The organism is Paraniabella aurantiaca, from assembly GCF_050309965.1.
Taxonomy (GTDB): Bacteria; Bacteroidota; Bacteroidia; order Chitinophagales; family Chitinophagaceae; genus Niabella.
Genome location: NZ_JBLOSY010000001.1, coordinates 2,451,852 through 2,473,152, shown reverse-complemented (window position 1 = coordinate 2,473,152; position 21,301 = coordinate 2,451,852). Strand labels below are relative to the sequence as shown.

22 protein-coding genes are annotated in these 21,301 nt (G+C 40.7%); 5 read left to right on the top strand and 17 right to left on the bottom strand.

What is annotated here, in order from left to right:
- Window positions 1–55: 55 nt before the first annotated feature.
- The 4 genes from ACLOAU_RS10785 to ACLOAU_RS10770 form a co-directional block, all read right to left on the bottom strand.
- Window positions 56–1,960 (bottom strand): glycoside hydrolase family 88/105 protein, encoded by a 1,905-nt coding sequence (locus ACLOAU_RS10785; protein ID WP_427861879.1) that lies wholly within the window; start codon window positions 1,958–1,960, stop codon window positions 56–58.
- Between the two features lie 45 nt (window positions 1,961–2,005).
- Window positions 2,006–3,199 (bottom strand): glycoside hydrolase family 28 protein, encoded by a 1,194-nt coding sequence (locus ACLOAU_RS10780; protein WP_427861878.1) that lies wholly within the window; start codon window positions 3,197–3,199, stop codon window positions 2,006–2,008.
- Complete coding sequence (locus tag ACLOAU_RS10775) at window positions 3,145–3,651, bottom strand: glycoside hydrolase family 28 protein (protein WP_427861877.1); 507 nt, start codon at window positions 3,649–3,651, stop codon at window positions 3,145–3,147. The genes ACLOAU_RS10780 and ACLOAU_RS10775 overlap by 55 nt, the downstream gene beginning before the upstream one ends.
- A gap of 198 nt (window positions 3,652–3,849) precedes the next feature.
- A complete protein-coding gene (locus ACLOAU_RS10770; protein ID WP_114792051.1) occupies window positions 3,850–4,053 on the bottom strand; it encodes a hypothetical protein in 204 nt (67 codons plus the stop codon).
- A gap of 152 nt (window positions 4,054–4,205) precedes the next feature.
- Between ACLOAU_RS10770 and ACLOAU_RS10765 the strand changes: the two genes are divergently transcribed.
- A complete protein-coding gene (locus ACLOAU_RS10765; RefSeq protein ID WP_427861876.1) occupies window positions 4,206–5,351 on the top strand; it encodes a tetratricopeptide repeat protein in 1,146 nt (381 codons plus the stop codon).
- Between the two features lie 6 nt (window positions 5,352–5,357).
- Here the strand turns inward: ACLOAU_RS10765 and gyrB are convergent, their stop codons facing one another.
- Together gyrB and ACLOAU_RS10755 are read right to left on the bottom strand one after the other, a co-directional pair.
- A complete protein-coding gene (gyrB, locus tag ACLOAU_RS10760) occupies window positions 5,358–7,337 on the bottom strand; it encodes a DNA topoisomerase (ATP-hydrolyzing) subunit B (protein WP_427861875.1) in 1,980 nt (659 codons plus the stop codon).
- Window positions 7,338–7,593: 256 nt separating this feature from the next.
- Window positions 7,594–7,989: a hypothetical protein gene (locus ACLOAU_RS10755; RefSeq protein WP_427861874.1), complete on the bottom strand. Its 396-nt coding sequence runs from the start codon at window positions 7,987–7,989 to the stop codon at window positions 7,594–7,596.
- 44 nt (window positions 7,990–8,033) lie between these two features.
- On the opposite strand from ACLOAU_RS10755, the gene ACLOAU_RS10750 reads away from it, so the two are divergent.
- Window positions 8,034–8,222 carry a hypothetical protein gene (locus ACLOAU_RS10750; protein ID WP_427861873.1) on the top strand — a complete coding sequence of 63 codons (189 nt, stop codon included), beginning with the start codon at window positions 8,034–8,036 and terminating at the stop codon, window positions 8,220–8,222.
- Between the two features lie 25 nt (window positions 8,223–8,247).
- Here ACLOAU_RS10750 and ACLOAU_RS10745 read toward each other — a convergent pair whose 3' ends face one another.
- Complete coding sequence (locus ACLOAU_RS10745) at window positions 8,248–9,651, bottom strand: bifunctional UDP-3-O-[3-hydroxymyristoyl] N-acetylglucosamine deacetylase/3-hydroxyacyl-ACP dehydratase (RefSeq protein WP_427861872.1); 1,404 nt, start codon at window positions 9,649–9,651, stop codon at window positions 8,248–8,250.
- Window positions 9,652–9,708: 57 nt separating this feature from the next.
- Between ACLOAU_RS10745 and ACLOAU_RS10740 the strand changes: the two genes are divergently transcribed.
- Window positions 9,709–11,247, top strand: a complete 1,539-nt coding sequence (locus tag ACLOAU_RS10740; protein WP_427861871.1) for a UDP-N-acetylmuramate--L-alanine ligase — start codon at window positions 9,709–9,711, stop codon at window positions 11,245–11,247.
- Here ACLOAU_RS10740 and ACLOAU_RS10735 read toward each other — a convergent pair.
- The 3 genes from ACLOAU_RS10735 to ACLOAU_RS10725 all read right to left on the bottom strand — a co-directional run bounded on the left by ACLOAU_RS10735 (window position 11,244) and on the right by ACLOAU_RS10725 (window position 12,802).
- A complete protein-coding gene (locus ACLOAU_RS10735) occupies window positions 11,244–11,696 on the bottom strand; it encodes a hypothetical protein (RefSeq protein WP_427861870.1) in 453 nt (150 codons plus the stop codon). The two genes, ACLOAU_RS10740 and ACLOAU_RS10735, sit on opposite strands and share 4 nt — an antisense overlap.
- A 163-nt stretch (window positions 11,697–11,859) precedes the next feature.
- A complete protein-coding gene (locus ACLOAU_RS10730; protein ID WP_427861869.1) occupies window positions 11,860–12,222 on the bottom strand; it encodes a hypothetical protein in 363 nt (120 codons plus the stop codon).
- The gene (locus tag ACLOAU_RS10725; protein ID WP_427861868.1) at window positions 12,212–12,802 is read right to left on the bottom strand and encodes an RNA polymerase sigma factor; all 591 of its coding nucleotides are present in this window, start codon (window positions 12,800–12,802) and stop codon (window positions 12,212–12,214) included. The genes ACLOAU_RS10730 and ACLOAU_RS10725 overlap by 11 nt, the downstream gene beginning before the upstream one ends.
- Before the next feature lie 111 nt (window positions 12,803–12,913).
- On the opposite strand from ACLOAU_RS10725, the gene ACLOAU_RS10720 reads away from it, so the two are divergent.
- Window positions 12,914–13,690 (top strand): C40 family peptidase, encoded by a 777-nt coding sequence (locus ACLOAU_RS10720; protein WP_427861867.1) that lies wholly within the window; start codon window positions 12,914–12,916, stop codon window positions 13,688–13,690.
- Here ACLOAU_RS10720 and ACLOAU_RS10715 read toward each other — a convergent pair.
- The 7 genes from ACLOAU_RS10715 to ACLOAU_RS10685 all read right to left on the bottom strand — a co-directional run bounded on the left by ACLOAU_RS10715 (window position 13,687) and on the right by ACLOAU_RS10685 (window position 20,141).
- Window positions 13,687–14,355 carry a hypothetical protein gene (locus ACLOAU_RS10715; RefSeq protein WP_427861866.1) on the bottom strand — a complete coding sequence of 223 codons (669 nt, stop codon included), beginning with the start codon at window positions 14,353–14,355 and terminating at the stop codon, window positions 13,687–13,689. The genes ACLOAU_RS10720 and ACLOAU_RS10715 overlap by 4 nt on opposite strands.
- Window positions 14,356–14,370: 15 nt before the next feature.
- Entirely contained in the window at window positions 14,371–15,027 is a 657-nt protein-coding gene (locus tag ACLOAU_RS10710; protein ID WP_427861865.1) for a hypothetical protein, read from the bottom strand.
- A gap of 72 nt (window positions 15,028–15,099) precedes the next feature.
- Window positions 15,100–15,741: a hypothetical protein gene (locus ACLOAU_RS10705; protein WP_427861864.1), complete on the bottom strand. Its 642-nt coding sequence runs from the start codon at window positions 15,739–15,741 to the stop codon at window positions 15,100–15,102.
- A 125-nt stretch (window positions 15,742–15,866) separates the two neighbouring features.
- Window positions 15,867–16,409 (bottom strand): inorganic diphosphatase, encoded by a 543-nt coding sequence (locus ACLOAU_RS10700; RefSeq protein WP_427861863.1) that lies wholly within the window; start codon window positions 16,407–16,409, stop codon window positions 15,867–15,869.
- Window positions 16,410–16,472: 63 nt separating this feature from the next.
- Window positions 16,473–16,871: a hypothetical protein gene (locus ACLOAU_RS10695; RefSeq protein ID WP_427861862.1), complete on the bottom strand. Its 399-nt coding sequence runs from the start codon at window positions 16,869–16,871 to the stop codon at window positions 16,473–16,475.
- Between the two features lie 5 nt (window positions 16,872–16,876).
- On the bottom strand, window positions 16,877–17,452 hold the full coding sequence (locus tag ACLOAU_RS10690; RefSeq protein WP_427861861.1) for a nuclear transport factor 2 family protein: 576 nt from the start codon (window positions 17,450–17,452) through the stop codon (window positions 16,877–16,879).
- A gap of 100 nt (window positions 17,453–17,552) precedes the next feature.
- Complete coding sequence (locus ACLOAU_RS10685) at window positions 17,553–20,141, bottom strand: phosphoenolpyruvate carboxylase (protein ID WP_427861860.1); 2,589 nt, start codon at window positions 20,139–20,141, stop codon at window positions 17,553–17,555.
- Between the two features lie 737 nt (window positions 20,142–20,878).
- Here ACLOAU_RS10685 and ACLOAU_RS10680 point away from each other — a divergent pair.
- On the top strand, window positions 20,879–21,283 hold the full coding sequence (locus ACLOAU_RS10680; protein WP_427861859.1) for a hypothetical protein: 405 nt from the start codon (window positions 20,879–20,881) through the stop codon (window positions 21,281–21,283).
- Window positions 21,284–21,301: the final 18 nt, after the last annotated feature.

The following is a 21,301-nucleotide window of genomic DNA, read 5'->3' as shown; positions in this document are numbered from 1 at the left end:
GATATTTTAATATTAGTATTCAGATGCCGGTACTATATTAAACATAGCAGTGCGACTACCTGCTGTTTTTCAGCAACCATTTAACCAGGTCGCTGGCTGCATTAAAGTTCTCGTACTTAGCAGGAAGTTTTCTTCCGTCTACATATTCATTATAGATCCATGGATCGCCCAATACAAACACCTTTCCTTTACCCAGCTGAGCAACTGCCATTACATCAAAGTCTTTTGTTTTCACGATTGCTTTTGCCGGTGCTTTAACAGTCAGTGAGCTGATCTCTTTTATGTAAAGAGATTGACCCGCTTTGAAAATAGGATTACCCGCTTCCGTCTTTACTTCGCCCTGCTCATAATTATTTCCTTTCACCATTAGCTGATCGTCTCCATTGAAGCGTACGCCAAATTTTTCCGCCAGTAAATTGATATGTACCTGTTCGGAGTTTACCGAATTGTTCCCTAACAACACCAATACCCCACCGGCTTTTACCCAGTTGGCAATGGTGGCAGCATAAGCTTCTGTCATGTAATTAGGTTTGGCTGTTTCTTTCTCTGTATCAGCATCTACTATAATATATACAGAAGCTTTAGAAAGATTAGAAGCTGTAGGCGCTGCTTTCAAGGTCTGTAGTTTAGCACCATACTGCTCAAATAAATTTCCTAAAAACTGGTACCCGTTATTATCACGTTCATCCCAAACATAATGAAATGGGATTGGGGTACCTGAAGGGCCTTTTTGCCACTCGTTGTTAAAGAAGTTGTCTAATACTATTGTCTTACCTTTCCCGGTTGCCAGTTTAGGCATCATCTCAATTTCGTTGGCAGCCATTATAAATGCGCCCATACCTTTAGGATCGTTTGGGATCACTTTTTCCCGCATATAGTAGTCAAAGCTACCATCACGGTAGGGCTTGCCACCCAGGCCCGACACAGAAACCGTTCCTTCCAGGTTTGTAAACCCGTCTTTATCTTTTGTTAACTGAAGTTTGGTTAGTCCGTCAAAAGCTCTTTTCGCATTAGCTGCATAGCTGGGATCAATATAACCTTTACGGGCGCCCTTCGCCAATGTATAAGAAAGCATGGCTGTAGCAGAAGACTCCAAATAATTAGGTTTCCTGTTGGGCAGGTCTACAATATCGTACCACATGCCTGACTTGGCATCCTGCACCTTTACTACAGCGGTAGCAAAACGTTTTAAGATGTCGATGATCTGCTGACGGCCGGGGTGATTTTCAGGAAAATAATCCAGGGCATCTACCATAGCCACACCATACCAGCCCAGAGCACGCGCCCAGAAATGTGGCGATTTACCTGTTTTCTTATCCGCCCACTGCTGCTCTCTCGACTCATCGTAACCATGGTACAATAACCCTGTTTTAGGATCGCGGCTATTTTTTTCCATCAACACAAACTGCTTGACCACATCATTAAAAACAGTGTCTTCTCCAAACACCTGCGCATATTCTGCATAAAAAGGTTGTCCCATATAAAGGCCATCCAACCACATTTGCCACGGGTAAATTTGTTTATGCCAGAAACCACCTTCTTTTGTTCTGGGGTGCGCTAATAATTGCTTCCGTAATAATTGTGCTGCTTTTTTATACTTCTCTTTACCTGTTACACGGTAAATGGTCAACAACACTTTACCGTTATTTAAATGATCTATATTATAATGATCCTGGTCGTAATCTTTAATCGTCCCGTCTTCCCGCACAAAATGGTCCATGCTATGTTCAATATATTTGAACCATTTGCCATCTCCGGTGGTCTGCCATATACCTTCAATACCTTTTAATATTACCCCCTGATCATAGCTCCACCTAGCCGCACGCCCCGGGGTTACACTAAATGAATCAGGCCATATATGCATGGCTGTTAGTGCCATCTGCTGGGAATATGGGACTTCCTGCGCCTGCGCCTGCAGGGATAAAAAACTAATTAAAACGTATACTATTTTCTTCATCATTGTTTAGAAACGATTTTATATTAATGATCAGTAAATAAAGGTTCTTTATTTAATCTGTACTGAGTTTTCATTAGCCCCCAATTCTGCCTTTGCCTTTACTTTGGTATTGCCGTAATTGGTTTGCTGTATTGTAACAGCCTTCGTTCTCTCTCCCGCAACCCGTATCAATAAGTCTGTCTCTTTAGCATAATCAAATTTATTGATGTAGATATTATCACTATTGATGATATCTACAACGGGTTTGGTGTTTTTACTGAATACTTTTACATTATTCAGTGTGATACCGCTGGCTTCCTGTATATCTACCCCAATATCAGATTGAAAAACAGAGTTCTCTATTTTGATGTTTTTTACGTGCATTTCCGGGAGGCCCCTTATGAAAATGGCTTTCTTAGCGCCGTTGCAGTACACATTGCTGATGTTGATGTTCCTGAATTGAGGCGTAGTTTCATCTACCGGCAGCATCTGTACTTTTGGTAATTCTCTTTTTTCACCTTCCATAGGCACCGGATCATTACCCATATAATACATATCAAACAATACAGCATCACCAGGAATATCTTTCATATAAATGTCCTTAATGAAAATATTTTCTACGATACCGCCACGGCCGCGTGTTGTTTTAAAACGCAGACCGATATCTGAACCTATAAATGTGCAATTGCTCACATAAATATTTTTAGCGCCACCGCTCATTTCGCTTCCTACCACAAAACCGCCGTGAGAAGCATAAACAGTACAGCCCCTTATAATTACATCCTGGGTAGGGATGGCCCGGGCGCGTCCGTCGGCATCACGACCACTTTTGATACAAAGCCCATCATCACCTACGTCAAAAACACTATTCTCAATTAATACATTACGGCAGCTTTCCAGGTCAATCCCATCTCCGTTCTGCGCATACCAGGGATTCTTTACCTGTATATTTCTCACCGTAATATTACTACTCATTAAAGGATGCAGGTTCCAGGCCGGTGAGTTTTGAAAAGTAACGCCCTCCAGTAGTATCTTATCACATTTAGTTAATACAAGCAGGTTAGGACGCAGAAAGTCTTTGATAGATTGATAGTGCGCTTCATCTCTGTCGGGAGTTATCCTACCCGGATCTTTCATATCCTGACCTTTGGCAAAACCTTCCGAAGGCATCCACAAACGGCCGTCTTTAGAAACGATACCACCTGAGGCTACCAGCTTCTTCCATTGCGACTCAGTAAGTTTATCTTTTTTACCATCCGCCATCCATCACCATTTCCATCGATAATTCCTTTACCTGTGATGGCTATATTGGTAGCACCTTCAGCCGAGATAGGCGACTGGTTACGCATTTGTTCGTACCCCTCCCAATTGGCTTTTACCAATGGATATTGCGTTTTATCCTTAGTAAATAATAAAGTAGCCCCAACAGCCAGGTTTAAATTCACGTTGCTCTTTAGCACAATCGGCCCCGTTAACCACAATCCTGAAGGTAAGAGAACAGTGCCTCCCCCCTTCTTACTACAGTCATCGATAGCATTCTGAATGAAACGAGTGTTTAGCTGATGTCCATCGGGAACGGCACCATATTTTGTAATATTATACGTAACTGCTTTAAACTTCGTTTCAGCAACTTTGGGTAGAATCCAGTTTGTTTGAGCAAAAACGGCTAATGAACCAATAACAAGCAATAACGATAAAACAACATTTTTATACATCTGCAATCTATTAGAACGTACAAGGTACTCAGAATCCCTGTTGCCGAAACAATTACAATGTACTTTATTTACGCAAACGTTATCGTTTATAAACATTTAGTAAAAAAGAACATCACTGTTCAAAAAAAGTACATCAGGCACGAAATAAAAAACCCGGCAAACAGTTTGCCGGGTCTATATATAGTTTACACCAGGGTATTACCAATCCTGTTTTGCAAGACCAGCTTTAATAGCCGCTAATGCTTTTTCTTCTCCCAGAAGGGCTGTTAACTTATTGCCTTTGCCATCGTTGCCTTTTGCAATGTATCCGCCTTTTGCAGTTCTAGAAATCACGGCTTCCTGGATCGGTACATTCTTTTCTTTGGTTTTTACATTGTAAGCTGTAAGGGTTACATCTGCCATAGCTATTATTTTTTGATTAAGAAAAATTGAAATTAAGGGTTTTACTTAGAACTGAAGGTAATTATTCGATGAAATACTGTTTTTACAACTAAATATTTAGTTATATTTGAATTGTAAAAAGATTCTTTTCTGGTTAAAAAAACACAAAAAATATGAAAAACATTGCTGCTCTATGGATCATGATTATTCTCATACAGCCAACCGGGGTTAAGGGACAAAATGCCTATGATCGTGCGCAATTTCAACAGTTGATTCAAAACCAGGAATATGGGCAGGCTATCCAAATCTTAAAAACAACTCCTCCAACAGGTTTCAATAAAGAATACTATCTCAACTTAGGGTATGCGTATTTTATGAACGACGAGGAAAAAAATGCGTTACCTGTTTATCAAACAGTACATCAACATGACCCTTCCGATGCGCCTTCTAATCTATACTTAGCTATTATTTACCAGAGAATGAAAAAATATACAGATGCACTTGGCTTTTACAAAAATCTCACGCAACTACAGCCAGATCAATACAAGTACTGGTTTTACACTGCATCTATGTACAGCGCGTTAGATGAAAGAGACTCTGCATTTACGTATACTGAAAAAGCCTACTCCTTAAACCCACGGGCGGCGAATGTTGTGCTACGTTATGCCAGTGGTTTGGCTTATAAAAAGGAGCAAAAGAGAGCGGTTGCTGTAATTGATAGTTTCTTAATGGCCGACTCCTCCAATGAAGAGATCGTTGTCCGGAAAATAAGCTATAGCGCGAGAGAAAATAAGCATAAGGAGGTTATCTTCTGGGGAGAGCGATTGTTAAAAGACTCGGCTATACAACCCTCTGCCTATATTAGCCTGGCTTATGCATATTTGAATACCCAAAAAATAGATCAGTGCCTGGTGCTTTGCGACTGGCTGGAATTACAGGGAATGAAAAGTGAGCCTACAACTTATTGTGCAGCGTTATGTTATGCACAAAAAGGAGATTTTGTAAAAAGTAATCTTCTTTTAGATGAATGCCTGAAGCAAAACCTGCTGGAAGAGGCAAAAACTTATTTCAGAAGTAAAGCCGATAACTATGAAAAAACCAAAGACTATAAAAAGGCTATCGCGCAATACGATAGCTCCTATTATATTTTCCAGAACCCTTATGACCTGTATTACAAAGCCCGGGTATATGATGTTAACCTGAATAATAAAACACAGGCTTCTGTCTTTTACAAGAAATTTCTTGCAGTAAAACAGAAGCCTGAAACTCCCTTAGAAGAAAAACTATTTAATTACATTAAGGAATACATAAAACCTTAACGACTTTTAGATATCCAGTTTAGCGTATTTGGCATTGGTTTCGATAAATTCACGCCTGGGAGCTACCTCATCCCCCATTAGCATACTAAATATACGGTCAGCCTCAGCAGCACTTTCAATAGTTACCTGCTTTAAAGTACGACGATCCGGATCCATAGTAGTTTCCCAAAGCTGTTCAGCATTCATCTCACCCAAACCTTTATATCGCTGAATATTCACCGAATCTTCTTTACCGGCACCCAGTTTTGCCACCAATGCTTTGCGTTGTTCTTCATTGTAGGCGTAAGCCGATTCTCTTCCTTTTTTTACAAGGTATAATGGCGGCTGGGCAAGATACACATAACCCTGCTCTACCAGCTCCTTCATGTAGCGATATACAAAAGTCAATATCAAGGTCGCGATGTGGCTTCCATCCACATCGGCATCCGTCATAATGATCAGCTTGTGATAACGAAGTTTTGCCAGGTTCAATGCTTTCGGATCATCCGGCGTTCCTACAGTTACACCTAATGCGGTATAAATATTACGGATCTCCTCGTTTTCGTAGATCTTGTGCTCCATCGCCTTCTCTACGTTGAGAATTTTACCCCTCAATGGCAAAATAGCCTGAAAAGACCGGTCACGACCCGATTTTGCCGTACCACCCGCCGAATCTCCCTCCACCAGGTATAGCTCGCAACGTTCGGGATCTCGATCAGAACAGTCGGCCAGCTTACCCGGTAAGCCTCCGCCGCTTAAAACTGATTTACGCTGTACCAGGTCGCGCGCTTTTCTCGCTGCCGCCCTGGCCTGCGCCGCCAGTATTACTTTATTGATGATATTTTTAGCATCCTTTGGATTTTCTTCTAAAAATACTTCTAAAGCACGAGCCAGGGTGGTTTGCACCACGCCGCTTACCTCGCTGTTCCCCAGCTTTGTTTTTGTTTGTCCCTCAAACTGCGGTTCAGGAACTTTCACTGAAATAATAGCGCTTAGCCCCTCACGAAAATCATCGCCCTCTATACTTACTTTCGCTTTTTCAAACAAACCGTTTTTATCGCCATAGGTTTTAAATACCCTGGTCAGGGCCTGTCTAAATCCGGTAACGTGCGTACCGCCTTCGATGGTATTGATATTGTTTACGTAAGAATAAATATGCTCACTGTAAGAGTCATTATAGGTAAGGGCCACATCTACCGCCACGTTGGTGCCTGCATCATGACCTTCAACGGTAATCACACGAGGGATAAGCGGCTTACGTCCGGCAACATCATCTAACATTTCTACGAACTCCGTAATACCACCTTCGCTATAAAATATCTCGGAAAGAATTTCACCGTTATCATTCTTTTCACGCAGATCGGAGAGAGAGATGCGAATTCCTTTGTTCAGGTAAGAAAGTTCACGCAATCTGCTCTTCAGAATATCAAATTTATACTCCGTAACTGTAAAAATAGATTGGTCGGGCCAAAAATGCTGATGGGTACCCGTTTTATCCGATACGCCAATTTCCCTAACGGTGTATTGAGGTATACCGATATGGTATTCCTGTTCAAATATTTTACCCTCGCGGTGAACGGTGGTAATCATTTTAGTGCTGAGGGCGTTAACGCAACTCACCCCTACACCGTGTAACCCCCCGGAAACCTTATAGCTGTCTTTGTCGAATTTACCACCGGCGTGCAATACGGTCATTACAATTTCCAGGGCCGACTTATTTTCTTTTTTATTGATACCGGTTGGGATACCCCTTCCATCATCCTGAACAGAAATGGAGTTATCCTCATGAATATAAACCTCGATGTTCTTACAATGACCCGCCAGCGCCTCATCTATCGAGTTATCCACTACCTCATACACCAGGTGGTGTAAACCCTTGATACCAATATCACCTATATACATCGCGGGGCGCTTACGCACCGCTTCCAAACCTTCTAAAACCTGTATACTGTCGGCACCATAAGCGGGCTTTTCAACCGCCAGTGCTTCGTTTATTTCTTCGCTCATAAATATTTTAAAAATAGATGAAATACTTTAAATGCTCCCGTTCATCCCGGGTCAAATAAAGCATGTCATTTGGCTAAAATCAATAATAGATTACACATTAATACATGCCCATGAGGCAATGGACAAATTTACGAAAAAATGAGCGTTTATTTGGCTTTTAATTGAAATGTGAATAGTTGGTGAACTATAGAAATTATCGCCCATTTTAAAGTCCGAAATAGCAGACTTTACTAACTGATCTGCTTTAAAAACGCCCTTACTGTTTATTAAAAGTAAGTGGTTCAACATTGGGTAATATGGTATGAAACTTTTTTATGGTAAGCGATTTCCCGTCACCGGAAAAGGTAATTTTATAGGGAACATTCTTTGCTCCGCCAGTGGATAGGTCAGAGATATAAACCGAATCGCCGGCGCTATTGAAGCGGTAGTCAAAAAAATAAGTTGTTGATCCGTTAATCAACCTGAGATTGGGCAGATTTTCGTCACCTGCAGGCGGTGTACTTACTGCCAAAACAATCTGTTTAGCACTACTTTCTATCCAGTTTCCCTGAAATCTCCCATTTACACTATCGTCTGTTTTATCTTTTTTACAGGATATAAAGCCCAGTGTGATGATCATGGCAACGAACAAACTCAGTGATTTCAGATTCATAACAGTATTATTTCGAATATTACTAAATTAGCTAAAAAATTCAAATGGCTGCAATTGGGACAAACGAACTGGTTATTATAACGATTATCGCGGCCATTTTCCTGATCCCTTTATTAGCATTGATAGATATTTTGCGCAACCAATTTAAGGACAGTTCTAATAAGATCATCCGGGCCCTTATTGTACTTTTTTTCCCGATTTTGGAGGTATTCTTTACTTTCTTTTTGGGGTAAAGTAAAAAGTATCAAAAATTGATTTTTAACGCTTTACAATCTGGGCTACCAGGTCGGCTTCGCAACAAACCTTGTTCCCTACATAGGTAGTTCCTTTCATTTCGCAAATCCCTCTTCTGATGGGCGCTGTCAGCTCCATTTTGAGAATCAATGTATCACCGGGCCTTACCATGTTCTTGAACTTGCAGTTGTCAATTTTCAGGAAATAGGTATCATATTGTCCCTCCGGACTCAAATTGATGGCCAGCATCCCACCACATTGAGCCAGTGCTTCTATCTGTAATACACCTGGGAATACCGGGTTTTGCGGGAAATGCCCCTGGAAAAACCACTCGTTAAAAGTAACATTTTTAATGCCTATTATTTTTTCATCGGTGAGCTCTATTACCTTATCCACCAATAAAAAAGGAAAGCGGTGTGGCAACGTTTTTTCAATATGCTGGATATCGTAAACAGCAGGCATTGTAGGATCGTAGCTGGGCACATCTTTGATGTGCTTATTAGCCTTGATATGCTTTTTGATCATTTTGGCAAAGGCCACATTCGAACTATGACCCGGACGATTTGCAATAACCCGTCCTTTTACAGGATAGCCTATCAGCGCCAGGTCGCCCACTATATCTAATAATTTATGCCTGGCTGGCTCATTAGGAAAGCGAAGCTCCAGGTTATTCAGGTAACCTTCACTCTTAACTTCAATATCGTCTTTCTTGAATATCTTTTTTAAGCGGTCCAGTTCTGCATCACCTACAGGTTTATCTACTACCACTATCGCATTATTGACATCGCCGCCCTTAATGAGGTTGTGATCTAACAACATCTCCAGCTCATGTAAGAAACAAAAAGTACGGCAGGAAGAGATTTTATCTTTGAAATTCCGCATGCTTTTTAATTCGGCGTGCTGGGTTCCTAAAACCGGTGAATTAAAGTCGATCAATGTGGTTATCTGGTATTCCCTGGCTGGCATAATCACCATTTCTACCCGTTTGTCTTCATCAGTAAGGTAAAGATTCTCATCTATCGAATACCAGGCTTTTGCAGCATTTTGCTCCTCCACTCCCGCTTCTTCAATAATTTCTATATAGGGCATCGAGCTACCGTCCATTATCGGAACTTCCGGACCATTAATTTCAATCAGGCAGTTATCAACACCCATTCCCACCAGGGCTGCCAGTAAATGCTCTACTGTGCTCACTTTAGCACCATTAGCTTCCAGGGTAGTGCCACGACTTGTATCCGTTACCAGGTCACAATCAGCCTTAATAACAGGTTTATTTGGTAAATCAACCCTTTGAAACTGGAATCCAAAACCCGCGTTGGCAGGCTTTAGCGTTACGTCAGCTAATATACCGGTGTGCAGACCTGTACCACTGATACCCACTGACTTTTTTAACGTATGTTGTTTATCAGGATTGAAATTATTACTCATAGTCATTATTGAATTCGGCAAATATAATAATCTTGTCACATCTGCCATATTTTATAGGTGATAGATGGCGAAATCAGTTTACCGGCGATGCTGATCCTGCGGCGGGCGATATTCCCTGCTTCCAATCGCCTGCTTATTTATTTTGAAGAAGATGTTTATACCACGATAGCCATTCATTACAAAAAACTTTGCACATTTGTGCTGAACTTTGAAATTATGAGTATTGAATTAAAAAATATAAAAGCACCGTTTTTCATCGGCGTGGCGGGAGCGGGCATGAGCGCTATTGCCCAGTATTTGCAGGGAACGGGTATGAACGTAAGTGGCAGCGACCGTTTTTTTAATGAAGGTAAAGCGGGTGATATCAAGGCAAAGCTGGAAGCTGAAGGAATACAATGTTTCCTGCAAAACGGAACTGGCATTACTACAGAAACAGACCTGGTTGTTGCCTCAACAGCTATTGAGGATACTGTTGTGGAAATAAAAAAAGCCAAAGAACTGGGTGTCCCCATTATTAAGCGATCTGAGTTATTAGCTCTTATTGCCGCCAGTAAAAAAACGATCGCGGTAGGCGGTACCAGTGGCAAAAGTACCACTACCGCCATGTTGTTTGATATACTAACCTATGCCGGCCTGTCGCCTTCTATTATTAGCGGGGCGGGCCTGGTAAGCCTGATTAAAAAAGGTAAAATAGGCAATGCTTTCGTTGGTAATAGTGAATGGCTTGTAATAGAAGCTGATGAAAGCGACGGTTCGATCGTTCAATATCACCCACGGATAGGGTTGTTACTTAATATAGAGAAGGACCATAAAGAACTCGATGAGCTCATGCAGGTATTTGAAACCTTTAAAAACAACAGTGAGTTCTTTATCGTTAATCAATCCAATGAACATTCCAGAAAACTGTCGGCACACCTGGTCAATGATTTTGAAATAGAAGGGGAAAACCGGGGCGCTGGCTTTTTTGCCACCGGTTTCCAGCAAAAAGGGTTTAAAATTTCTTTTGACATTGAAGGCCAGCATTTCGAACTTAATGTTGCCGGACGACATAATATGGAAAATGCGGTTGCAGCCGTAACCGCGGCTGTTCAAACCGGCGTGCCATTAAAAACCGCCAGTGAAGCCCTTGCCCATTACGAAGGAATTTATCGTCGCTGCCAGGTTTTGGGCAACAAATCAGGTATATGGGTAGTAGATGATTTTGCGCACAACCCTGTAAAATGTGCGGCAGCTATTAAAAGTTGCCAGCCGGTTGCAGATAAGGTTGTAGCCTGGTTTCAGCCGCATGGGTACACACCTACCAAATTTCTAAGAAGCGATTTCGTGAAAGAGATCTCAGAGGTTTTAAGACCCCAGGACGAAATATGGATGAGTGAGATCTTCTATGCCGGAGGAACAACAACCAAAGACATTTCGGCCAATGACCTGATCACCGATATCAGGGCATCTGGTAAAAATGCTTACTTCGTTGAAGATCGTAACCAGCTACTGGAAAACATTCGACCACATTTACAGGAAGGCAATGTGCTGCTGCTGATGGGCGCCAGGGATCCTTCGCTGGAACAATTTTCAAAAGATATATACGAGAGGCTTTAAACAGCCATAGCGGGCTGCTCGCGCTTTTGCGGGTGGCCCAATAAATAATAGCAAAGTACTATTAATAAGCCTTTTTTTGCTTCTGTAGTGGGATTCTCTAAATCAAGACTGCATACGGTAAGGGGCTCCTGTGCATCTTCTGCAATTATTTCTACCTCTTTATTGTTCAGGAAATTCAGATAGTACTTCTTACCGTCGATAAGTATAAACTCCCTGCTGCCTTCTTTTTTGAGTTTACCAAGATTGGTTCCGTACTCATTTTCAAGAACGATCCTGTTTTTTAGAAGGCCTTTATTTCTACACCTGAAATGTCTTTTTTCTCCGTCCTCAGATTCAATATACACACGGTCTGATTGGCTTTGATAAGCAAGCGTCAATAATTTACGTCCGTTGCTCCACAAGCTAAACGCGGTATTACCCAGGCTGCTTGTTATAGTCTTCCATTGCATAATTTTCGATTTTTGCACCCCAAAGGTGGCAATTAAAATCAGCTTCCGGAACCAGTTAACATTAAATTAATATTGAAAAAGGCCAATTTATGCGTAAAATACCACTTGTTATCACCATTTTAAAAAAAGGCATAATTTTAGTGTTCCAACTTCGATCCAAACCCTATACATGGATACCCCGATGTAGATAAATATACACTAATACTATGATTATCAGGAATATAATTATAGAAAAGTAAAGTGTCCAGTGGGTTTTTAATTTCATTTTATCGCGTAACTCATTTTTCTTCGAAGTACGCTTTTTAAGATCCCTGTTTAAACTGTCTACAATCAGCTCCAGCTTTGCCTGATCCTTTAGGTCCTGCAATCCGTCTAAGGCATCACTATCGAAAGCATCATCTACTGCGTTCCTTTCAAGGTCATGCTTTTCTACCTGCGCTAACTGATCTTTCAGGTATTTGAATAGCTGATCCTGGCTGGTGGTGCCGCCCGCATTGGATAATATGTTTTTTAAATCATCTTGCATTGGTTGAATCAGCTGCTTTCATTTTTTTCTGGATACTAAGCTTAAGATTCCTCTTTCCATTCTGAATATGGCTTTTCACCTTCAGCATAGGATATCCTGTATTTTCGCTTATCTCCTGGTAACTTTTCTTTTTCAGATAAAACAAAGTTACACATTTGTATTGCTCCTCATTGAGCTCTTGTAAAGCCTCCTGAAGCATCTCATCGCTTATTGCCAGCGCCCCTTCTTCAGGTAAACCATCAACATCTTCCGCTACATGACTGTTTGTATCATCAAGCTCAACGGAGGTCTTGCCTTTTTTATCTCTTAATAAAGTAAGGCATTGGTTTTTGGCCACCATGTACAACCAGCTTTTAAAGTAATCGATCTTGTATTTCCCGGCTTCCTGTATTACTTTTAAAAAAATCTGCTGCACGCAATCGCGGGCGTCGGTCTCATCCTTTAAATATTTCATGCAAACACCCAACAGCAATAAAGTATAGCGCTGCAGAAGAATGCCCAGCCACTCATTGTTCTGAGTTTGCCAGAAACGCTGCAACAGCTCCTTATCGCTAATATCCTGGTATTTGTCTTTCCCCACCGGCTAAAGTTATAAATTTAAGATGCAAAGCCCCTGTAATTCCATAAGTTTTGCAAATTTATTAGTGGCTGCAGCAGAGAAGATAAATAAAGAGCTTTTATATTTACATATATGAAGGCCGTATATGCAATAGTTACCGTACCTGCGGCGCCGGTACGTAAGGCGCCCAATCACAGAAGAGAGATGAGTAACCAGCTGTTTTTTGGAGAAACCGTACAAATTACAGGGCACAAAGACAACCAATGGCTGAAAGTAAAAAGCCTGTATGATGGCTATACGGGATGGTTAACACCCCATCTCGTTACGGGTATTGATGCGGCAACGGCCATGCAGCAATCTTCGCTCCTGGCTTCTCAGTTTTTAACAAGAATAGAGATCAACCAGCAGGTAATGCAAATACCGTTGGGATCCACGCTTCCTGCCTTTACTCATAAAAAAGGAGTTATTGCCGGCATCCCTTATCACTGTGCCTCTAAGCCATTAGATACGGCCAGTATCAAAGACAAACGAAACCAATTACTCGAAAATGCGCATCTGTGGCTGAATGCGCCTTATTTATGGGGAGGTAAAACCATATTTGGCGTAGATTGTAGTGGCTTTGCACAAACCCAGTACAAATTAGTTGGGTTACCTATATTAAGAGATGCCTGGGAACAAGCGCTGCAAGGACAGCCGGTAACAGCGTTAAAAAAAGCTCAGCCTGCCGATCTTGCTTTTTTCGAGGACAAGGGGAAAATTGTTCATGTTGGAATTTTACTGGACAGTAAAACGATCATACATGCAGCCGGGAAAGTACGCATAGACAAAATAGACAACAAGGGTATTGTCAATAGCGAAACAGGTATAAGAACGCACCAGCTGAAATTAATAAGAAAGTTTATTGATTAGTACCTGCGCCAGTTACCCAGATCGTTGAACTGGTCTGAACTACGCCCGGGGTAATGCCCCAGGGGATAAGCATAATTATTAATGACGACAAAATAACATTTGAGCTTTAGCTCTAATTCACCGGAATTGGCCAGGGGACTCCAGCTTACTTCTGCAGCTTTGAAAAGTGTAAGATTTCTGAACCAAAATCTGATTGCATCTTTTGCTTCTATAATATCCCGTTTTCGCAATGCTGTCTTTTTGCTATTTACATAAAGCCTCCGCATACGGTTAGCAATAAGCCAGATGTCGTCCCTGATCTTTATCCTGGCATACTTAGAGTCGGTAAATTTCCCTGTCATCTCATAAGCATAAACTGAAACAGGTATAGAATAATAGATGATCGTTCCCTCATTTTTCAAACTAACATTAATGTTACTGGCATTGATGCTAAAAGGATTAAATATTTTATACGTTCCTGAAATATCTAAGCTCTCTCCATCTTCACCTCTATTGAACTCCTTATTCAAAAGAGAGGGGTCATTTTTCATCAAATTATAAAATGCAGAAAATGTTCCTTCGAAGGGGTTTACCCGATAGTAATCGTTTACCAATTTGATTAAATCAGCCTGAGAAAAAGCTGGTGAAGCAACAATAATCCATATTAAAATTATAAACGCCCGCATTTAGTTTTAAGAATTTTACTTCAAATCATTTTTCCAGGTGACAAGATCATAATATTCATTTTGGGGTCTTCCGGGATAATGACCCAGCGGATATACCCTATCATTGATCACAGCAAAACATACAGATATGTTGACCTCAATTTCATCTGACGAAGGGGGTGTAGCCCATACCAGATTGCAGGATGCCATGTCTTTATAGCCAGCAAAGAAAAAGTTAGTGCTTTCACCATCTTTATTCCTGTCTTTTCGCCTTAGCGGAGGATGTTCTAACCCCAGATGATAACCAAACGTATACAATCGCCTAAAACGGTTGATCATCAACCAGTAGTCGCGCCTTATTTTTTTCCTTGCCTCAGGGCTATCAGCAAACCGGGCTGTCAGCTTGTAAATATACATGGGCGTAGAAACTCCGAAATAGTCCCGGTTACCGATGCTTTTCAACGCTACTTCGACTTCACTTGCATTGATGTTGAAGGGGTTAAAAACATCATAATTTCCGGAGATAGAACGATTGGAAGCTTCGTCCGTATACTCCATCTTATTGAGCAGTTGTTTATCCCGTGACAAAGCCCTTACAAAAGTTGAGAATTTAGCTTCAAATGGATCTACGCGGAAATAATCTCCAACAAACTTTACAACCGATTCCTGACCCGACGAGGTCAGGGCTATCAAAAGAAAAAAACATAATGCATGTTATCTTACTCATAGGATTTGAGGTTTACTAGTTCATTATTCATGATCCAATTATCGCATATAGTTAAACCGGTTTTTATAATTGACAGGATAAGCATAATTATTAACCTGCTCCAACCTTAGGATGATCGTTAACCCTAATTGTTTTGTTTTTGCCAGTGTTTGCCAGCTAACAATTACCGGTTCCAGCGGGGAGCCGGAATCGTTAAAGGTCGTTATTTCTCCATCTTCAATTTCATTATATCCTTTTAAACTTTGTCTTTGCGTATCGTAAAGGTCCTTCCTGATCTTTTTAACCAGTTTTTTATAGTCCTTTATTATAGCTTGCCTCGCCAGCTCTGTGTCCGGGAAATAGGCTGTCAGCTGGTAGGTATAAAAGGTGAAAAAAACACGGCTTTTTGATTTATATGCGTTTTCATAAAATAGCATATCCACCTTATTGGCATTGATGCTGTAGGGGTTAAAAACATCATACTGCCCCTTTACAAAATACCCTGTAGTATCCGTTTGACGGTAAATTTCTTTTTTCATCAAAGACGGATCGGTTGTAAGGGCTTCAACAAAAGAAGAAAAATTACCCTGGAATGGATTGACCCGGTAATATTCTTTTACTATACGTGTAAAATTACTTTGGGCCTGTATTAGAGAGGCCGATAGCAGAGAAAGCGTTATGGCAAAAAAGTACTTAAACATATCCGGATTGTTAGCTACTGGATACGGACGCGTTTATTAATCAAAAGGTTGCATCTTTTTATGCGAATTATCAGTCAACATATTAATTAAAAAAGGACCTGCAAGCAAGTCCTTCGTGTTATTTACTATTTTCTGTACTTTTCTTTGTAATAATCTATGGCCTCCGTAACAATAGGCAGCGCTGTTTCTTTATCCTGGAAAGTATCTATCACCACTTTTTTATCCTCTAATACTTTGTATTGCTCGAAAAAGTTACGCATTTCGAGTAAAAAATGCTGGGGAAGCTCATCAATATTGTCATACTGCCTAACAGATGGATCATTCAGTGCTACAGCAATGATCTTATCATCGCGCTCGCCGCTATCAATCATCTGCATATTGCCGATCACCTTGGCCTGTACCAGGCATAAAGAGCGGATGGTTTGCGAGCACAAAACCAGGATATCAAGGGGATCATTATCCTGTCCCAGGGTTTGGGGAATGAAACCGTAGTTAACCGGGTAATGGAAGGATGAATAAATAACCCTGTCTAACTTTAATAATCCTGTTTCTTTATCGATTTCATACTTCGACCTTGAGCCCTCAGGAATTTCGATGATCGCATTAACATACTCTGGAGCATTTGCGCCGTAACTTACACCATGCCATGGATGTTGTATAGTTGACATAAGGTTCTGTTGGTTTTTGAAAATTATTTAAAAGTCTGCAAAAATATGCTTTTAACCGTAGTTCTATTCATGGTCGAACAGGTATTTAAAATCTACCAGCCATTTACCCTCTTTTTTGACCACTTTTAACGTATCCTGGTTTTCTTTATGAAATGAATTGGAATACACAATAATACTTGTAGAATCGTTAACGAGTTTACGGCTATGTATATTGATGCTGGCATCCCAGAGACCCTGTTTTTCATCAGACGACAACTCCATACGGGATACGGCGTCCAGCCGTTCATCATTTAATGAATCATGCAGCATAAAGTCCGCCGCCCTGTCATATTTGCCTTTTAGCGCCGCCTGTACAAATCCCTTTGCCGCACCTAAATCGGTTTCGGCTTCATTTTGCTCGCTACCACCTTTACAACCGGCAAGCAGTAATATTGTCATTATACTTAATCCAATCAGTTTCATACTTACTATTTAAGGTTTTCCAGTTTTTTCTGAATGTCTTCGAGCGTTTTGGGATCTATGTTCTTCAAAACACTATCAGCCATTTTCATCCCTTTTTGTATTTCTTCGCTATTTACGTTAATCGAATCTCTTATTTCATCGCCCTGGCTTTGCACACTCTTCATCCCCATACGCATTAAGGTACTCATAGTAAAATCTACCTTCCAGCCATCGCTTTGCTTGAGCAACTTAAATTCTGCATCGGGCCTTTGCTGGCTTTTGCTTTTAACTACAATAAATGCAGAGTCGCCCATTACCCGTGCAGGTTCTATCACTACATCCTGGAAATCTTTCATGGGATCTGACTGAGGCAGGGAGTCCTTCATTTTCTCGGCCATATCCAGCCCCTTCTTCATCATTTGCATGGTAGGCTTACTATCTGAGGTTACATATTTAGTAGCTCCATCAATATCTTTTTTTGCCAGGTGCTGGAAAAACTCCTCTAAAACAGCATTAGGATCATTGCTGGTAACACTACTGCAGGATATCAACAAAATTGCAGCTACCAGGCTGAAGGCTACTGCGTTTACTATATTTCTCATAGTTTCTTTTTGGAAACAAATGTAAGGATGAGTTTCTATAAAAGATTAATAAAAAAAACCGGGGCTCTTTGAACCCCGGTTTCCAGTATTAAGAATCCGTTTAAGCTGAATTACGTCCGGCATTAATAATGCCGAAGGAGCAGCGCATAACCAGCTTTCCATAAGTATCTTTTATACCATCAGCATCCTCGCCGCTGGCCTCCAACGCACGTATTTTTGACATCGCATACTGTTGGATGGTCAAAAGAGGCAACACTATCCTTTCACGCATGGAAATTGAAAGCTTATCAACCGGGTAATTACCCATCAGCTCATCGTTGCCTGAAAGCTTTACAATATATTCATAAGTGAGCTGGTACTCTTCATAAATCATATTCCAGAGCTCCCCATAAGTTTCATCCTTGGCCATGTAAGCCGTTAAGGGGAAATAGGACTTGGACATGGCCATCTCGCAGTTATCCATCAGGGTTTTGAAAAACAGCGACTCATCATATAATTTTTTTACGTCATCAAAACGGCCGATATATTCCATTTTTTTAAGTGCCGAACCCACACCAAAGAACCCGGGAACATTTTGCTTTAACTGACTCCAGGCCCCTGCAAAGGGAATCGCCCGAAGATCTTTCAATGAAATACCTCCCTGAGTTTTCCCACGTTTGGCCGGACGACTGCCGATATTAGTTTCACTATAAAACCGCAGGGGGCTTATTTCGTATAAATAGCTGGCCAATAAGGGATGTTCCTTAAGCTTCTTGTATTCATCAAAACCATAAGACGAAAGCTCCTGCAGCAATTCTTCCTGCTTACCGGTCAAAGGTACATGACGGTCTACATGTATATTATTGGTGATACCCGCGTTTAACAACTGCTCGAGGTTGTATTGTGCAGAATCGATAATACCAAAATTGGAACTAATGGTTTGCCCCTGTATGGTTAACTGTATTTCCCTGTTAGAAATATTATTACCCATTGACGCATAAAACTTATGAGTTTTGCCACCTCCCCTTGATGGTGGACCACCCCGGCCATCAAAGAAAATGACCTCAAAACCATAGTAACGGGTAATGCGGGTTAACTCTTCTTTTGCACGGTAAATACTCCAGTTGGCCATCAAATAACCACCATCCTTGGTACCATCGCTAAAACCCAGCATGATGGTCTGGGTATTCCTGCGGCGCTTCAAATGCTCTTTGTACGCCGGAATGCTATACAGGGTTTTCATAATTTCGCCTGCATTACCCAGATCATCTATAGTTTCAAATAAAGGAACAATATCTACATTGATATCTTCATTGGCAAAGCCCTGCATTTTAAATAAAGCAAATACCTCAATGATATTTAAAGTGCTGTTACATTGGCTGATGATATAACGGTTACACCCTGCCTCGCCGTTGTACTCCTGTATTGTTTTTACAGCCATTGGTATCTGTGCTGTATCTGCGGCCACTTCATCTTCAAAAATACCGGCGTCTACCACCCCACTTATCTGCAGCAGCGCTTTTATTTTCTCCGGCTCCGACAGCTCTTTATAATTGCCAGGTATAATTCCGTTAGACTTGTCAGCAACCGTTTCAAATAGTTTCTGATGTATTGTACTTTCCTGCCTTATATCCAGAGAGGCAAAGTATAAACCGAAGAGGTCTATTTTATTAATAAGGCTTTGCACCTGTGAGGTGAACAGGGAGTTATGCTTTTCCTCGAGTATCGCTTTTACACTTACCAGCGTTTCTTTGATCTCATGGGTTGTGATATTTATTTTGAAGCCGGGCACGAATACGTTATCGTATAATTTCAACTCCAATGCTGCTATGGGCTCTTCTACACCTGGAAAAGTAAGCCGACGCTTCAGTCGGCGAATATCCAGGTAATAACATTTCAAAATGGCGCCACGCAAGGCATCTGCTACTTTTAAGGTAGTATCGCATTTTACAAATGGATTACCATCGCGGTCTCCACCCGGCCAAAAACCCATTTGCAGTACCGGATTCTGGTCTGTTACAGCTTCAGGAAACTGGCTTTTCAGCTCGTTCACAATTCTTCCCGCCGCCGTATAAAAAACATTTTCTAAAAACCAAACCAGGCTGATGGCTTCATCATAAGGTGTAGGTTTTTTCTTATTTAAGAAAGGGGTTTTACCCAACTGTTGTAAATATGTATTGATCTCTATTGAGTCGTTCTTAATAAGCGCACTGCTCAAATCATGTATAATACCTAATACAGAGCCAGGATAAAATTGTGTAGGATGCGCAGTTAATACCAGGCGTACACAAAAGGTTTTTAGTATTTCGGCCAATGACTCTTCATTGCTGTTCTGTAACACATCGCTCATCACCTGTTTTAAAGTACCTGCTCCGCTTAGGTCGTGCGTATTTTTATAAGCAGCATCTTCCAGCGCATCGAACAACACCACCTGGCGCTCCACGTATTGCGTAAATCTAAACAAGAGGTCCAGTTTTTCCTTTTCGGTAGTTAAACTGGTATGCTTATTAAAAAAATCGTTGATAATATCAATAGGGCTTTGAGCTTTTCCATACCCTTCTTCACAAATACTTGAAAAAAGAGACAACAGTATGCCCGTCTTTTCCATTTTATGAAAAGGTAAAGAGGTAAAGAGACTGTTATAAAGTTGAAACCGTGTTCCAACCTCTGTCCTGAAATGATGTAAGCTCCTGCTAACAGCAATGTCCATTATTCTTAAATTATATTTTTCTTTTTAGTCTTCAACAGCAGGCAATGAAGCCGTTAAGATAATATTTTTTGGATAGATAGGGACAATTTTTTGTGTTGAGCTCTATATATAACGGTGGATAAACGGGCACCGTTGAAGCAAAGAGAAAGCTCTGGGCCTGTATATAACTATGATGTCTTACAATCAGCTAAAAAGCCACCGTTCAGAAGGTTGTTAATGCCGGGCAATTGTAGCTTTACGAGCCTTTAAAGCCATAATCTGCCCTCCTTAGCAGGTATTTACACCCCTTGGACGTCATTCAATTTACAAATACAATAAAATGAAAATCAATACATTGAGATATTTTATTCAAATTTCAGCTTCCTAAAACCAAGTAAACATTGGTTTGTATTCGCTTCCGGGGCTTTCTATCTTTGTGTCATCATTACATAATCGAATACAAAATACCGGTATAGATTATAAGAGCTCATAACCAACTTTCGCTTGTCTCGTTTTGTTTGCCGCCCGGCGATTAAGGTCCATATTGACGAGAAATAATTTTGAAGACTTTAAAAAAAAGGAGACAATTATGAAAACAGTTCTTTTAAAAGCAAAACAAATAGCCTTTCAATTAGGGGTATTATTTGCAAACACGCTGACAACCGGGTCGGTGTCAAACAAGCACAGCAAATGGCTTCCCAGATAATGGTGAACCATTTTAAACCAGATCAATTTTAAAACATATAAAACTTTATACGATGAAAACATTTATTTCTAAAACAAAAATTTTCGCTTTCGCTTTAGTAACTCTTTTTGCGACATCTTTTACCGCCCCTGCTTTTGCAGCCGAAGAAGATGAGAAAAAAGCTGAGATCAGCTATGTTGGCAATGTTAACGACTTACCTGTTTACAGACTTTCTTTAAATAACAAGAATAACGAAATTTACTTTGTGTCAGTTACAGATAATGACGGTAACGTTATTTACAACGAAAAAGTAAGTGGCTCTAAAATTGTACGCAATTATCAGTTTGATGCTGATTTGTACAGTGAGTATGACCTGACTTTCACTATCTCTAATTTAAAAGGCAAAACCGTTAGTGCTTATACCGTAAGCAAAAGCAAAAAAGTGATTAACGAAGTAGCTGTAAACAAAGTGAAATAATTCATACAGATTATTCCC

Bases quoted from the DNA above. Each gene is read 5' to 3' on its own strand.
- ACLOAU_RS10785 (WP_427861879.1), bottom strand. From the start codon at position 1,960: ATGATGAAGAAAATAGTATACGTTTTAATTAGTTTTTTATCCCTGCAG.
- ACLOAU_RS10780 (WP_427861878.1), bottom strand. From the start codon at position 3,199: ATGGCGGATGGTAAAAAAGATAAACTTACTGAGTCGCAATGGAAGAAG.
- ACLOAU_RS10775 (WP_427861877.1), bottom strand. From the start codon at position 3,651: ATGTATAAAAATGTTGTTTTATCGTTATTGCTTGTTATTGGTTCATTA.
- ACLOAU_RS10770 (WP_114792051.1), bottom strand. From the start codon at position 4,053: ATGGCAGATGTAACCCTTACAGCTTACAATGTAAAAACCAAAGAAAAG.
- ACLOAU_RS10765 (WP_427861876.1), top strand. From the start codon at position 4,206: ATGAAAAACATTGCTGCTCTATGGATCATGATTATTCTCATACAGCCA.
- gyrB (WP_427861875.1), bottom strand. From the start codon at position 7,337: ATGAGCGAAGAAATAAACGAAGCACTGGCGGTTGAAAAGCCCGCTTAT.
- ACLOAU_RS10755 (WP_427861874.1), bottom strand. From the start codon at position 7,989: ATGAATCTGAAATCACTGAGTTTGTTCGTTGCCATGATCATCACACTG.
- ACLOAU_RS10750 (WP_427861873.1), top strand. From the start codon at position 8,034: ATGGCTGCAATTGGGACAAACGAACTGGTTATTATAACGATTATCGCG.
- ACLOAU_RS10745 (WP_427861872.1), bottom strand. From the start codon at position 9,651: ATGAGTAATAATTTCAATCCTGATAAACAACATACGTTAAAAAAGTCA.
- ACLOAU_RS10735 (WP_427861870.1), bottom strand. From the start codon at position 11,696: ATGCAATGGAAGACTATAACAAGCAGCCTGGGTAATACCGCGTTTAGC.
- ACLOAU_RS10730 (WP_427861869.1), bottom strand. From the start codon at position 12,222: ATGCAAGATGATTTAAAAAACATATTATCCAATGCGGGCGGCACCACC.
- ACLOAU_RS10720 (WP_427861867.1), top strand. From the start codon at position 12,914: ATGAAGGCCGTATATGCAATAGTTACCGTACCTGCGGCGCCGGTACGT.
- ACLOAU_RS10715 (WP_427861866.1), bottom strand. From the start codon at position 14,355: ATGCGGGCGTTTATAATTTTAATATGGATTATTGTTGCTTCACCAGCT.
- ACLOAU_RS10705 (WP_427861864.1), bottom strand. From the start codon at position 15,741: ATGTTTAAGTACTTTTTTGCCATAACGCTTTCTCTGCTATCGGCCTCT.
- ACLOAU_RS10700 (WP_427861863.1), bottom strand. From the start codon at position 16,409: ATGTCAACTATACAACATCCATGGCATGGTGTAAGTTACGGCGCAAAT.
- ACLOAU_RS10695 (WP_427861862.1), bottom strand. From the start codon at position 16,871: ATGAAACTGATTGGATTAAGTATAATGACAATATTACTGCTTGCCGGT.
- ACLOAU_RS10690 (WP_427861861.1), bottom strand. From the start codon at position 17,452: ATGAGAAATATAGTAAACGCAGTAGCCTTCAGCCTGGTAGCTGCAATT.
- ACLOAU_RS10685 (WP_427861860.1), bottom strand. From the start codon at position 20,141: ATGGACATTGCTGTTAGCAGGAGCTTACATCATTTCAGGACAGAGGTT.
- ACLOAU_RS10680 (WP_427861859.1), top strand. From the start codon at position 20,879: ATGAAAACATTTATTTCTAAAACAAAAATTTTCGCTTTCGCTTTAGTA.